This is a genomic window from Frankia sp. AgB1.9, from assembly GCF_016786355.1.
Lineage (GTDB): Bacteria > Actinomycetota > Actinomycetes > Frankiales > Frankiaceae > Pseudofrankia.
In genome coordinates, this window is record NZ_JADWYX010000014.1 from 68799 (window position 1) to 82672 (window position 13874).

The 13874-nt window shown below is 71.8% G+C and carries 10 protein-coding genes and 1 pseudogene; 4 read left to right on the top strand and 7 right to left on the bottom strand.

Going from position 1 to position 13874, the window contains the following annotated elements; translation table 11 throughout:
• Window positions 1–243: hypothetical protein (locus I6A60_RS07420; RefSeq protein ID WP_203011929.1), on the top strand; the 243-nt coding region annotated here is incomplete at its 5' end.
• A 74-nt stretch (window positions 244–317) separates the two neighbouring features.
• On the opposite strand, the gene I6A60_RS07425 is transcribed toward I6A60_RS07420, so the two are convergent.
• Window positions 318–1091: a tyrosine-protein phosphatase gene (locus tag I6A60_RS07425; RefSeq protein ID WP_203011928.1), complete on the bottom strand. Its 774-nt coding sequence runs from the start codon at window positions 1089–1091 to the stop codon at window positions 318–320.
• A 234-nt stretch (window positions 1092–1325) separates the two neighbouring features.
• The gene (locus I6A60_RS07430) at window positions 1326–2138 is read right to left on the bottom strand and encodes a hypothetical protein (protein WP_203023560.1); all 813 of its coding nucleotides are present in this window, start codon (window positions 2136–2138) and stop codon (window positions 1326–1328) included.
• Window positions 2139–2598: 460 nt separating this feature from the next.
• Between I6A60_RS07430 and I6A60_RS41350 the strand changes: the two genes are divergently transcribed.
• Entirely contained in the window at window positions 2599–3696 is a 1098-nt protein-coding gene (locus I6A60_RS41350; protein ID WP_307873566.1) for a serine/threonine protein kinase, read from the top strand.
• Here I6A60_RS41350 and I6A60_RS07440 read toward each other — a convergent pair.
• From I6A60_RS07440 to I6A60_RS07455, 4 genes are all read right to left on the bottom strand, one after another.
• Window positions 3682–6252 carry a diguanylate cyclase domain-containing protein gene (locus I6A60_RS07440; protein ID WP_203023558.1) on the bottom strand — a complete coding sequence of 857 codons (2571 nt, stop codon included), beginning with the start codon at window positions 6250–6252 and terminating at the stop codon, window positions 3682–3684. The two genes, I6A60_RS41350 and I6A60_RS07440, sit on opposite strands and share 15 nt — an antisense overlap.
• A 234-nt stretch (window positions 6253–6486) precedes the next feature.
• Window positions 6487–7524 carry a dihydrodipicolinate reductase gene (locus I6A60_RS07445; RefSeq protein WP_203023556.1) on the bottom strand — a complete coding sequence of 346 codons (1038 nt, stop codon included), beginning with the start codon at window positions 7522–7524 and terminating at the stop codon, window positions 6487–6489.
• A gap of 135 nt (window positions 7525–7659) precedes the next feature.
• The gene (locus tag I6A60_RS07450) at window positions 7660–8127 is read right to left on the bottom strand and encodes a hypothetical protein (RefSeq protein ID WP_203023554.1); all 468 of its coding nucleotides are present in this window, start codon (window positions 8125–8127) and stop codon (window positions 7660–7662) included.
• Window positions 8128–8298: 171 nt separating this feature from the next.
• Window positions 8299–8904, bottom strand: a complete 606-nt coding sequence (locus tag I6A60_RS07455; RefSeq protein ID WP_307873567.1) for a TetR/AcrR family transcriptional regulator — start codon at window positions 8902–8904, stop codon at window positions 8299–8301.
• 448 nt (window positions 8905–9352) lie between these two features.
• On the opposite strand from I6A60_RS07455, the gene I6A60_RS07460 reads away from it, so the two are divergent.
• Window positions 9353–10675 carry a GDSL-type esterase/lipase family protein gene (locus I6A60_RS07460; RefSeq protein WP_203023551.1) on the top strand — a complete coding sequence of 441 codons (1323 nt, stop codon included), beginning with the start codon at window positions 9353–9355 and terminating at the stop codon, window positions 10673–10675.
• Between the two features lie 93 nt (window positions 10676–10768).
• On the opposite strand, the pseudogene I6A60_RS43920 reads toward I6A60_RS07460, so the two are convergent.
• Window positions 10769–12216 (bottom strand): annotated as a pseudogene (locus I6A60_RS43920) (aldehyde dehydrogenase family protein).
• A 290-nt stretch (window positions 12217–12506) separates the two neighbouring features.
• On the opposite strand from I6A60_RS43920, the gene I6A60_RS07470 reads away from it, so the two are divergent.
• The gene (locus I6A60_RS07470; protein WP_203021244.1) at window positions 12507–13832 is read left to right on the top strand and encodes a histidine kinase; all 1326 of its coding nucleotides are present in this window, start codon (window positions 12507–12509) and stop codon (window positions 13830–13832) included.
• The last annotated feature ends 42 nt before the right edge of the window (window positions 13833–13874 follow it).

Sequence of the window (13874 nt, forward strand, 5' to 3'; positions counted from 1 at the left end):
GCCGCCGCGAGCACCATCCACGAGCCGTACGTCCGCGCAGCGCTGCTGCGTGACCTCGCCGAGCACCTCCCGCGCGAGCAGCGCGCAACGGTCATCGGCCAGTCGCTGGTATCTGCGTCGCTCAGCGGGCGGCGTGGGGTGACCGATACCCTTCCCGCCGTACTTTCGGTCGCACAGGGAGACGAGTCGGTCGGCGCTGCCGTCATCGCCTCGCTGCTACGTGTGTGCCGATGGTGGCCCTGACGATCTTCCCGGGTGACCGGGCTCGGCCAACCTCGACGCCAACTGCGGCCTCCTGGGTGTCGAGGGGCGATCGGTCAGCTCGGCTCGATGAGCAGCTCGTGCCAGCGGGCGATCTGGTCCTGCGTCGCACCGTTGGCGATGAGGTAGCCCGCCGGGCCGCCCGGTGCGGCCTCGACGAGGTCCAGAACGCCGGCGATGGCCCTCGGGTCGACCACGGGCGGGGCATCGGGAAGCTTGCTCGCGGCTATCCGCGCGCGGAGATGGCTGTACTCGGGCTTGCGGGCGAGCGTCTCCCGGATGATCTGAATGCGTTCCGCGGTCGCGAGGTAGTCCGCGATGATCGCGTCCCGCTCGACACCGGCGACGGCCAGCAGGACCGCGACGGTGACACCGGTGCGGTCCTTGCCCGCCGCGCAGTGCACGAGGGCCGGGGTGCGCGGACCTGACACGAGGAACTCCAGGATGCGGGCCAGACCGGGCCCGGCCGGCTCCAGCATCCGGGCGTAGAGCCCGGCGTAGTCACGGCCGTCCTGGGCGTTCCTGACAGCCGGGTCCGTGAGCCCGGTCAGGTCGAGCAGCGGTTCGTGCAGCCAGCCGATGCCGTGGCGCGGCAGCCACTCGGCGGCTCTCGGGTTCTCGAAGGACGCGCGCAGATCCACGATGGCGCGCAGCCCGACCTCCTCGCCCAGCAACGCGATGTCCTCGGCGGTGAGGCTGTCGAGGTTGTCGCCGCGCAGCAGCACCCGGGGCCGGACGGTGCCTCCGGCGGCGGGCAGGCCGCCGAGATCGCGCACGTTGTAGGCGCCGGCGAGCTCGATCCAGCTGGGCACATGGGGGGCGGTCGTCATGCCGCGACCGTAGAACCGGACGGTGAAGCGCGGGTGAACAGGTGCTTGTCGCGCCGGCTCAGCCGCCCGAACACGCGTCCGCCCGCGCGGGTGGTGGGTCCGGCCTGGACGCGCGACGGCCGGCCGGGTATGGGTACCCGGCCGGCCGGCAAGCCCGCCGCCACGCGGCAAGGGGCGGACCTCACCCGCCCAGGACGGTGAGGTCACAGGCGGTGCGGTCGACAGGCGGTGCGGTCAGATGATGGGGCGTCGCGAGGAGTCGACGCCGGGCATCTCGTCCATCCGGCCGGAGATGACGTCGGAGGCGGCCTCCAGGTTCGTGCCCGGCGGAAGGTTGGTGCCGGACGTCGTCCCGCTGCCGGTGGTCGTCGGCGGCGTCGTGGGGGTCGGGTGCTCGTCGTGGCCGAGGCTCGTCTCGCCCTGCTGGCCGGAGCCGGGCAGGTACTTGCGAGCCGCGACGGTCGCCGCCGCGCCGCCACCGAGCAGCAGCATCGTGACCAGGCCGCGCCGGCGCCGCCGGTGCACCCGGGCCAGCTTCCGCTCGGCCTTCCCGAGCCGGTTCTCCAGCACCAGCTGCGCCTTGTCGGCCGCCTCCCGGGCCTTGCGCTCGGACCGGACGGCCTTGCCGGACCGGGCCTTCTCGACCCGCAGCTCGGTCGCGCCGCGGGCCCGCTCGGCGGAGAGCTCCGCCGCGCCGCGGGCCTTCTCGATCTTCCGGGCGGTGCGGCCGGAGACCGTCGCGGCCTTGGTCGCCGTCCTGACCGCGGTCCTGGCCGGGACCTTCGTCGCGTTGGTCGCCCGCCGGCTGACCGAGTCGACACCGGAGCTCGACGTGTCCGCCACCTTGCTGGCCAGGGCGCTGCCGGCGTCCCGGGTGGCGGACGCCGCGGTGTGCCCCGCCCGGGCAACGCCGTGACCGGCCTTGGCCGTGGCGTCGGCGACGGCGTGTCCGGCCCGGTCGGCGGCCGCGCGGGCCGCGTCGGGAATCTCACTGACCGGGACGGCCTCGGTGACGTGTGAGAGCCGGTCCTTGATCGTGTTACTCATCGGTCTCCCTTCCTTGCATGCCCCGGGTGGTGGGGGGTGCGGGGTCGGGGCGGGTGGCCCCCCCGCCGGCTCTCCAAGATCTGACGCCCTTGCCGTACCCCCCGGTGGGCCCCACCAACATTTACACCCTCCGTGACATGGCCGTCACCCCAAAGTCGGACCGTGCGGCCCGCTCGGGCGCGGGGGCTCCAGGCGGTTCCGAAGCGCTCCCAAGGACCGCAAACCGCCCATGACCGATCAAGCCGGCGGGCCGACCGCGCCGGACCCGACGCTGGCCGGGTGTGCGGCTGCCGCCCGAGCGGGCGTCGGCTGTTCCGATACACCCCTATTGCCGGATATCGACCGTTACAGGATGTCTACGGAGAAAGTGACCTTTAGCGGCGTTACGCTGGTCCGGTGCGCGGGCAGCTCACGTCCTACCCGCCCGCCGCCATGACCTCGCGGAGCGGAGGCGACAGACGTGGACGTCCCCAGTTCCTCCCTCCCGGACTCGATCCACGACGCGCCGACCGGCCCGCTGCCCTCGGGCCGCGACGAGCTGGCGGTTCCGACGCGACCCGCCGCCTCGGCCCGCCAGGCTGGGCCCGCGGTGCCCGGGTCCGCGGTGCCCGGACCACGGCTCGGACCGGCCGGTGCGCCCGAGCCCGGGGGAGCGGTCGTACCGCCGGTCTCGGCGCCCTTGAGCGACCGCCGAGGACCGTCGCCGACGGGGCGCCGACGCGCCGCCGGGCCGGCCCCGAACCGGCGCCGCGGCGTGCTGGTCGGCGCCGCCGCCCTGGCGGTGCTGATCCTGGTGGCCTCGATCCTGGCCTGGGCGCTGCACGGCTCGGGAACCGCGACGCAGGGAGGGCGGCACGGAAGCAACCAGCAGGCCGCCGGCGCGTCGCAGGGTCCCGGCGGGTTGGTCCCGAAGGACGGGCAGGGCCGCGCGCGGTCCGCCGGCGACGGCCCGGTCCAGGGCGCCGAGGCCGCGGGCTCGGCCGGCGCGGCTCCCGGCTCGCTCGGCCAGGCTCCGGGGGACACCGCCGGGGCCGCCGGCCAGGGCGCCACGAACGCGAGCGCGGGAACGGTGCCGGGAGCCGGCGCCGGCCCAGGCGTCGTCACGGGTTCAGGCCCCGGCACCGTCCCTTCGGCAGGCACCGGCACGGGCGGCGGTACCGGCTCAGGGACCGCGGCCACGCACACCGCCGCACCGGCGCCCGCCACGCCGGCCACCGCCAAGAAGAACCCCTACACCGCTGCCCAGGTGTGCGGCTCCGGCTACTCGCAGATCGACAGCCACACGCTGACCAGCGGCTCCACGACGGTGACGATCGTCCTGATGTACAACGGCGGCACCAACTGCGTCGCGACGATGAAGTCCGGTGCCGGCGTGGGCACGGCCCAGTCGGTGTCGGCCTCGGTGCAGGCGCAGAACGGGTCGGCGAAGGTGACCGACTCGGGCTCCTACCAGTACTACGCCGGGCCGGTGAAGGTAGCGGCCAAGGCCATCTGCGTGAAGTGGGGCGGCAGCCTCGGCAGCGTCTCCTGGACCAGCGGCTGGTCACACTGCGGCTGACCCGCCACAGGCCGACCGGCTGTCGGCCCGGCGGTGGTGGAGGTCCGGGCCGACCGCGCTGCCCTGGAAGAGGTCACAGTTCAGCGCGCGGACCGCGGCCAGCTCGGCCGGCGTGTCCACCCCTCGGACGGTGACGTCCAGCCGCAGCAGGTGCAGGATGCGGATCAGGCCGGCGAGGATCGCCTGCGCCGTCTCGTCGTGCCCGACCGCGCGGGCGTTCTTGTCGCTGAGCCGGACCCCGACGAGCCCACGGGGAAGGCTGTCCACGGTCACCGCCCGGATGGGGCCGAGCTCGGCGAAGTCGAGCCGGACCGCGACGCCGGCCTCGGCGAGCTCGTCGATGATCGCGTCGGACTGCTGACGGTCCGCCCGCCTGAGCGTGTCGGGGACCAGGACGCAGGGCACCGGGCCACGAGCCGCCGGCTCGCCGGAACCAGCGGCGTGCGCGATGAGCTCCTTGCGCAGCGCGGCGTCGCGCAGGCCGCGGTCGGAGAGGCGGAGCCAGAGCTCGCGCGGGCGCCCCGGATCGCCGTGGCCGGCCGGTCCCGGGGGCCCGGGCGCGTCTGGCCGCCGCAACACCTCCAGGTAGCGGATCATGTTGTCGACCAGCCAACCGTCGAGGTCGCCGCTGAGCCCGGCCTCGAACGCGATCGGCTCGATGTCCTCGGGTCCGAGCCAGCTGCGGGTGGGATGCAGCCAGCACGCGACCGCCTCGGCGGCGAAGACCGTGCGAGTGCGGTCCGCGACGGGCCGGAACCGCGGCCTCAGCTCACCGGCGCCGAAGGCCCGGCGCAGCTCGGTGATGTCGCGCAGCCGGGTCGCGATCGTCGCGCGGACGCGTTCGTCGTAGGCGACGCAGCGTCCCGGGCCGCCCTGCTTGGCCTGGTACATCGCCACGTCCGCCGCGTCCAGCAGCTGCTCGGCGTCCGTGAGGTCGGGGCCGGACAGCGCCAGCCCGACACTTCCGCCGACGCTGACCGGCCGGTGCAGCTCCACCGGCGGCGCGAGCTCGTGCATCACCCGCTCGCCGATGGCGCGCAGGTCGTCCAGGCCGTCCACGCCCTCGCACAGCATGGCGAACTCGTCGCCCCCCAGCCGGCTGACGACGTCGCCGGGCCGGATCACCCGCCGCAGCCGGTCGCCGATCACCTTCAGCAGCTCGTCGCCGGCCTGATGGCCGAAGGTGTCGTTCACCGCCTTGAAGCCGTCCAGGTCGATGAACAGGACGCCGGTCCGGTGCCCGTCCCGTTGCGCCCGGCGCAGGCTTCGGCGCAGCCGGTCCAGCAGCGCCCCCCGGTTCGGCAGGCCCGTCAGCGGGTCATGCAGCGACCAGAAGCGCGTCGCCGCCTCCACTCGGATCCGCAGCACCGCCGACCCGAGGACCGCGCCGACGGACCGCGCGAAGTCGACGTCCTCGGAGGTCAGCTCGCGGGCAGCGCGACGAATCGTGATCGTCGCGAGCGGCTCGGTGGCGGAGCCGATCGGTATCCGTACGACGGACCGCTCCGATTCCGGCTCCTCGGCGGCGCGCTCGCCGGCAGGGTGGTCGCCGGCAGGGTGGTCGCCGGTGCGGTGGGCGCCCCGGTCGGCCCACCGCGCCTCCTCGCCTGGCCATCGCCGCTCGTCGTCGCCCGCCGGGGTCGGCGGGCGATCGGGCGCCCCCCAGCCGGGTGGACCCGCCAGCTCGTCGGCCGGGCCATCGTCGACCAGGTGTCTGCGCACCACCACCTGGTCGGCGCCCAGCTGCTCGGTCAGCGTCCGGACGCAGTGATCCCACAGCGGCTGCTCGTCGGCGCTCTCCAGCGCGCGTTGCGCGAGGTCCGCGAGCGCCGTCTGGCGGGCCGTGCGGACCAGCAGCTCCGCGGTCGCCCGCTCGCGGTCCGTGACGTCGCTCGCGACGCCGGCAAGCGACGAGGGTCGTCCCCCCGCCCCAGGCAGCGGGACGAGATGCAGGTCGTACCAGCGTCCGTAGGCCTCGAGCACCTCGTGGACGTACTCTCCGCCCATCGAACGGCGCATCAACGCCACCAGGTCCGGACGGTCGCGGAACGCCGCGCGAATCCGCGACTCGTCGAACCTGCCCGGTTCCGCGACCGGATCGTGGGTGGCGGACCCGCCGCGCGCGACCACGCGGCCGTCCTGGTCGAGCAGGAAGACCGCCACCGGCACATGGTCGAGCACCGTCTGCAGCTGAACCTGGGTCGAGATCAGTTCGCTGACGTCCTGGAACTGCGCGAGGACGCACTGTTCGCCGTCGACGTCCACGATCACGCCGGACGACAACGCGGGGGTGACGGTCCCGTCGGGGCGGACCAACCGGACGAGTCGCTGACCCCTGCTCTTTTCGCCGCCGCCGACAACCCGCTCCATCGAGACGAACAGGTCATCGAACTGCGCTGGGTCGACCATGTCGCGCCAGTCCATGCCGACCAGGTCGGCCTCGTCACGGCCGGCCATCTGGCACGCGGCCGCGTTCGCGCGCCGAATCCGCCGGTCCTCGACGCCGCTGAGGGTAAGGCCCATCTCGAGCACGTCGAACAGCTCGACTGCCCACATCCCGCCATCACCCTCGGTAGCCGGCACCGCTGATCGCACCACCCCTGTCGCCGGTGGCACGGCGAGAGATCGATCTTCGACGGCGGCGCCATCGACGTGCCACCAGGCATGGCTACCCGGACGGCCGCCGAGGAATCCGGCAGACGATCCTTCGGCGGCCGTCAGAGGCCCCTCGGCCGGTCACTCACTGTGAGTAGTGGCTCGAGTTGACGGTGGATGGCGGCCCGGGGTGGGCTAGCCGGCCTGGTCGCGGGTCAGCAGGTGGCGGCCCGTGACGAACGGCAGGCCCGTGTGGTTGACGATGCCCGGAGGGGCCGCGACGACGTGGGGGATCGCGTTGACCGCCGGCATCGCGGTGGCGACCGCGCCGGAGAAGTGCGCCCCGCCGAGGGGTGAGAGCTGGACCCGCACGCCGGGGCTGCCCTCGATCTCCAGCACGTAGCCGTCCTCGACCGGCCAGTTCGGTGTCATGTCGTGCCCGAGCTTCCAGACGAACCGGCACTCGATCACCGACCGGCCGCGGTGGATCCCGGCGGTGACTCCCTTGAACCCGGCGATCTGGCCTTTCCGCAGCTTCATGAACCCGAAGTCGAGGTCGTCGTTCGCCACCCCGAACTCGGCCGTGAAACGGATCTCGTCGAGGTCGACGGCGAGTGCGCCGGCCATGACCCGGATCTGCTCCTTGAACGACCCGCAGTTGGCCTCGATCATCCCCGGCGCGGCCGGATCCGCCGGGTCGAGACCGATGCTCATCGCCCGGAACATCCGCTCGTTCGGGTAGCCGCTCATCTCGACCGACTCCAGCAGCGAGATCCGGTCGATGCGGCTGCACATCGCGCTCACCGCGAGCGCCGTCATCCCCATGTGCCCGGGGTAGACGCCCGTCGTGTAGAGCGACGCCCCGCCTCGCTCGCAGGCCGCCGCGAGCCGGTCCCGAACATCCTCGCCGTAGCCGGATCCGGCCAGCATGTACATCGTCGTCACGACGTTCACGCCGGCTTCGAGGATCCGCTCGAGATGGTCGAAGTCCGGCCGGTAGGCCAGGTAGGTCACGCAGTCCGGCCGCAGCGCCAGCAGCGCGTCGACGTCGTCGGTCGCCGTCACCCCAATCGGACCGATCCCGGCCAGCTCGCCGACGTCACGCCCGACCTTCTCCGGCGAGTACGCGTAACACCCGACGATCTCCAGCGCCGGATGGCCGACCATCCCGCGCACGGCGGCGGTCCCGGTCTTTCCGGTGGTCCACTGGACCACCCGCAGCCTGCTGCCCACCGGCTCCTCCGTATCCCCGACCCAACCAAGGGAATACTTTATCCAATATCTATGACCCGGTTGGCCAGCGGGAGGCCTGCCTGGCGGTCGGGCGGGGCGCCGTCGTCAGAGTCGCCGTCGTCAGAGTCGCCGTCGTCAGGGGCGGTTGAGCGCCCACGCGGCGGCCAGGGCCAGACCCGTGGCGACCAGCACCAGCGCCACCCCGCCGAGAAAGAAGAACCCGACCGTCTTCACGAGCGCCACCGCGACCGGGACGGTGGCGGCCAGGACGAGGAATCCCCGGGCCGTCACCGGAGCCCGCAGCACCGTCAGCCACGTCCTCGACGTGCCGGCCCCTTCCTGGCTCAGGTCCGCCAGCATGGCCGGTACCAGCCGCAGCGTTCCCCAGGACAGCCCCGCGAACGCGCCGGACAGCACGAGGGCATACAGAAAACCGATGCCCGCGCCGAACGCGTCGAACGACGCGCCGGCCCCGATCGCGGTACAGACGAACGCGAGGTACCAGGGCACGGTGCGGTCCTGTCGGGCCTGGCCGACCAGCCGGCGGGCCTGGGCCATCCGCTCGGCGCGCCGACCGTCGCCGCCGGAACCGGTGACGTCCATCGCAGACCCGTTCCCTCCACGCTCGTGAAGCCTCGGATACCCGACGTCCATCGTCTCGCCCTGAGTCCGCGGACGCAGGCCATCGCCGGATCCGACCGGCCAACCAGGCGCGCCCCAAGCCCGCGCCGGCCCGACGGCGAACCCGCCGCCTACCTCAACCGCTGAGGCGGCTCACTCGGCTGTCTGGTCGATGGCGGGCTGTGACGCGATGAAGAGGCCGTCGAGAAGGACGTTGAGGAGTCGCTCTATCGCGGCGCTCCGGTCGCCGCCGACCGCTTCGGCCGTGGAGGCGCCCGCCGCGTCCATGTCGGTCGCGGCGGTCAGCATGGCCATGATCCACGCGAGATCCGTCGGCCTGACGTCCTCACGCAGCTGACCCTGTGCCTGCGCGAGGTGGAAGGGCGGGCTCAGGACGGCGATGAGTTCCGTCGTGTACTGCTGCTGAGCATTGGGCGGCAGTTCCCCCATGAGCGTGACGAGCGGGCGCATCGAGACCCCTGTTTCCAGGACCCACTGGAGAAGGTCACGGAAGGCGCGCCGCCCATTCATCGTCGCGTCGACGGCCTCCTTGAGCGCGCCGAAGTACTCCGCGACCACGGCGCCGGCCAGCGCGTGACGATCGGGAAAGTGGCGGTAGACCGTCGCGCGCCCGAGTCCGGTGCGACGCGCGATCTCGTTGAGCGGCACGACATCGGAGCTGTCCGAGAACGCTTCTTCCGCGACCTGGAGGATGGTCCGCCGATTTCGGCGAGCGTCGCCACGCCTTGTTCTCACCACGCGTGGCGCTGCCGGCGTGACATGCGTCGTATCTTACTCGCGGAAGTGAGACTTGCAACGTCATCCGTTCTCGGTTCCGCTCGGAGGCGCCCCGGTGTGTGATCACCGTTGACGGTGGTACTCCCTCTTTTTGCGGTCGCCGGGCCGAGAGCCGCCGGCGTCGGCGAGGGTGGTCCGTCCCAGCTGAGGGCCGGCGTCGGTGGCCCCGGGTGCGGACGGCCGCCTGTTCACTCAATTCAAATCGCGATAGCCAGACAACGGTTGTGAGATTCTCCGGTACTTTCGAGTCTCGGTTTAATTCCCTATGCTTCGGGCCGACCTGGCGGAAGCTGTCGAAATATCCATCGGCACGCCCCATGTTTCGGTTGAGTCGAAGGAAAGGTCGAATGAGGTGCTCCGCCGTATCGACCGCCGAGAACGGGGCCGGACCTTCGAAGTCGGGATTCAAATGCGTGTACGAAGAATCATCACGGGTTTAGCCGCCGCGGGACTGGCCCTGGCGGCGGCGGGCCTGGCCGAGACACCCCTGGCCAGCGCGAGTGCCACGCCGAGCACGGGCAGCGCAGGAACGTGTCCCTCGTCGCAGTGGGTCGCGGCCTGGACCGCGAGCCCGACCGACGGCTCGGTCCCGTTCGACGCGTCGCTGGGAATCCTTCCGCTGCAGTTGAAGAACCAGACCGTCCGGATGGTGGTCACACCCCACATCGGAGGATCGTCAACGCGCTTCCACCTGAGCAACCGGTTCGGCAGCGGCCCGCTGACGTTCACCCACGTCACCGTCGCGCCGCAGGGCGCGGGCGCCGCCATCGGAACTCCGGTGACGGTGACGTTCGGTGGCGCGACATCGGTGACGGTGCCGGGCGGCCAGGATATCGCCAGTGATCCGGTGGCCCTGAACGTCAGCGCGTTCAGTCCGCTGTCGGTCAGTATCTACCTGGCGGGTTCCACCAGTGCGCTGACCAAGCACTGGAACGCGAACGCGACCTCCTACCTCGCGAACGCCAACACCGGTGATCTCACGAACCAGACCAGCGGGTCGAGCTTCTCGAACAAGACGCTCAGCTGGCTGTACGTCGACGGCGTCGATGTGATGGCGAACGCCCGGTCAGTCGTGGCGTTCGGCGACTCCATCACCGATGGCTTCGTCGGCGGCGGCCTCTTCAGTATTCCTGCGGACAAGTCGGTCGCGGACAAGAACGGCCGCTACCCCGACGATCTACAACGTCGGGTGACCGCCGCGGGCCAGCCCATCTCGGTGGTCAACGCCGGCATCGGGTCAAACCAGCTCCTGGGCAGCCTCGGCCTCATGGACGGCCCCAGCGGTGTCTCCCGTTTCCAGGCCGACGCGCTGAACGTCCCAGCCGTTTCGGGCGTCCTCGTCCTCGAAGGAATCAACGACCTGGGCCTCGGCAACAACGTCACACCCCAGCAGCTGGAGGACGGCTACACCCAGCTCATCGGGAAGACCCACGACGCCGGCCACAAGATCTGGCTCGGCACGATCACCCCCGCGTCCAACGCCCTCGTCGACGGGACCCTGGCCGCTCCCAACAGCGAGAAGTACCGGGAGCAGGTGAACACCTGGATCCGTAACCAGGACCTCGCCGACGGCGTCGTCGACTTCGACGCCGCCCTGCGTGACCCGGCGCATCCCACCCAGCTACTCCCCGCCTACGCGAGCCCGGACAACCTGCACCCCAACCTCGCCGGCTACCAGAAGATGGCCGACTCCATACCCCTCGACCTGCTCGCGACCACCACCTGCGGCTGACCGGCCGACCACGCCGTGGCCGGGTGGCTGGCTCCGTCATCCCGACGGAGCCAGCCACCTTTCGCCGCCGTCCCGGCCACGGATTTGGGACGGTCAGTGGCTGATGTAGACGGCCTTGGTGTTGAAGTAGCCCTCGATGCCCTTCCAGCCGCGTTCGCCGCCCCAGCCGGATTCTTTGTGGCCGCTGATGGGCATGGCGGGGTCGGCGGCGATGGCGCAGTTGACCCAGACCTGGCCGGCGTGAAGTTCGTTGGCGACGCGGTGGGCGCGGCCGAGGCTTTCGGTCCAGAGGGACGCGGCGAGTCCGTAGCGGGTGTCGTTCGCGGCCGTGAGAACTTCGTCCTCGTCGTCAAACGGGATGACGCAGCCGACCGGCCCGAAGATCTCCTCGCGGATGAGGCGCATGTCCGGCGTGGTGTTGGTGACGATCGTCGCCTCGACGAAGTAGCCGCGGCGGTCCATCACCTTGCCGCCCGTCACCACCTCGGCGCCGCCCGCCACGCCGTCGCCGAGGATGCCGAGCACCCGCTGGCGCTGCTTTTCGCTGATCAGTGGGCCGAGGAGCGAGCCGGGCTCGTCGCTGCCGCCCATGGGTAGTTTCTGGGCGAAGGCGGCGAGCTTGTCGACGACCTGGTCGTAGATCCCGCGCTGGACGTAGATGCGTGAGGTGCAGGAGCAGTTCTGGCCCGAGCCGGCGAGCAGGCCCATGCCGGCGCCGGGAATGGCCTTCTTGAGGTTGGCGTCGTCGAACATGATCAGCGGCGACTTGCCACCGAGTTCGAGGGTGAGGCGTTTGAGGTTGCCGGCTGCCGCCTTGACAATGAGGCGACCGACCTCGGTCGACCCGGTGAACGAGATCTTGTCGACGTCGGGGTGGGCGGTGAGCGCGGCGCCGGTGGTTTCGCCGTAGCCGGTGATGACGTTCAGGACGCCGTCGGGCAGCCCGCCTCGCGGAAGATCTCTTCCAGTTTCAGCGCGCTGAAAGGCGTCTCCTCGGCGGGCTTGAGGACGGCGCTGCAACCGGCCGCGAGCGCGGGCGCGACCTTGAGCATCGCGACGAAGAACGGCCCGTTCCAGGGGATGATCAGACCGACGACGCCGATCGGTTCGAGCTGGGTGAAGTTGTGGTAGTTCTCGTACCGGCCGAGCAGGCCGTCGGACACGACGTTGCTCGACTCGCCGTGGATCTTGCCGACCCAGCCGGCGTAGTACATCAACATGTCGTACGACACCGTGATGATGTGGCGCGCGGCCGCCAGGTTCAGGCCGTTGTCGCGGGACTCGATCGCGGCGATCTCGTCGGTCCGGTCCCGGATGATCTGCGCGGCGCGGAAGAGCACCTCCGCGCGGCGCTTCGCGGGCAGCTTGCGCCAGACACCGGAATCGAACGTCTCACGGGCGCGCGCCACCGCCGCGTCCACGGCCTTCTGGTCGGAGTCGGGTACCTCCCCGATCCGCTCCTCCGTGGACGGGTCGAAGACCGGAATGATCCCCGAGCCGCGACCCTCACCTGAGGGATCGGCCTCAATGACGTCACTCATGTCCTTCATCCTCTCGTCGAGGCGCGCCGTCCTGGGTGGTCGCCCAGCGTGCTGGGCGATCGCCCAATGTGCTGGTCGACTGCTTAACACGATCCGGATGACGGTCGCAACCAACCCCACGGGAACCTCGATGCGAGCACCGCCATGACCTGCGGTGGCGGTGCGCTCGGAAACCCTCGCTCGCCGCGCCCCGCTCGCACGTCCGGGACGAGCTCGCACGTCCCGGACCAGACAGAGCCGGCCTGCCGTGGGCACACCTCCGGACGAAAGGCCGCCGTTACGCTGGAGCCATGGCCGGCTCGTTCTCCACCGTGGCCGGGGGCCGGTCATTGCCTGGTGCCGGTCCCGTTTTGCGGGTAGGGCGTCGCACCCTGAAGGAGTCGCTGTACCTGCTGACGGGTCCCGTCAGCGCGGTCGCGGGCCTGCTGATCGCGTTCGGCGGTCTCTGCGTGGCAATGCTGGGCCGGGCCGTCGGAAGGGCGCCGGCCGCGGCGCCGATGTACTGGTCCGCCGATCTGGAGTGGTGGCGGATCGACCGAGTCCGCGCGGCGAGACCCGGCCCGGAGCGGCCGGGGCCTCTGCCCGGGCCGAGCGGCGGCGCCCCCGCGCCGGACCCAAAGATGTGGCTCAGCCTGGCGCACGCGGTGGTCCTGCCGCCCGTCGCGCTGGTCACCGCCGTGATCACGACGCTGTGGTGGATCATCGGCCTCGGCGCCGCGACGACCGCGGTGCGCAACTGGGGCACGGCCGCCGGGACACCGCCGCCGATGACGCTGAGTACGGGCAGCGGTCCGTACCACGTCGACCTGAGCCTGGGCCTGACCTCACCGACCACGCGGATGGTCTTCGGCACCGTGGTCGGGCTGCTGCTGGTGTTGACCCTGCCGCTGCTGACCAGGACCTGCGTGGCCGTGCAGGCCGGTCTCGGACGGGCGCTGCTCTCGGACGCCTCCCCGCGCCGCCGCAGGATCCGCGGGCTGGAACAGGAGCGCGACACCGCCCGGGCGCAGACCGCCGCCGCGCTGACCGCCGAGGCGCTGGCGCTGCGCCGGCTGGAGCGCGACATCCACGACGGGCCGCAGCAACGCCTGGTCCGGCTGGCGATGGAGCTGGGCCGCGCGCAGCGCCATCTCGAACGCAGGCCCGAGACCGTGCGGGAGGCACTCGCCGACGCCATGGTCCAGGCCGAGGAGGCGTTGGAGGAGCTGCGGGCCCTGTCGCGGGGCATCGCCCCGCCGATCCTCGTCGATCGCGGCCTGCGGGCGGCGCTCGCCGAGCTGGCCCTGCGCTCGACGGTTCCCGCCCTGCTCGACGCGGGAACCCTGAGCCACCGGCCGGAGGCAGCGGTCGAGACGACCGCGTACTTCGTCGTCTCGGAGGCCCTGACCAACGTGGCCAAGCACAGCCAGGCCGGCCGGTGCGTGATCGGGCTCCGCCACGAAGCGGAGCTGCTGCGGATCTGGGTGACCGACGACGGGGCTGGCGGCGCCGCGTTCGACAAGGGCCACGGGCTGCGCGGGCTGCGGGACCGGGTGCGCGCGGTCGGCGGCCAGCTCTCCCTCGCCAGCCCGCTCGGCGGCCCGACAACGATCACCGCGGAACTGCCGTGCCGCTGACGGCCGCTGACGAGACGCCCGAACGACCCGCGCCCTTGCCCG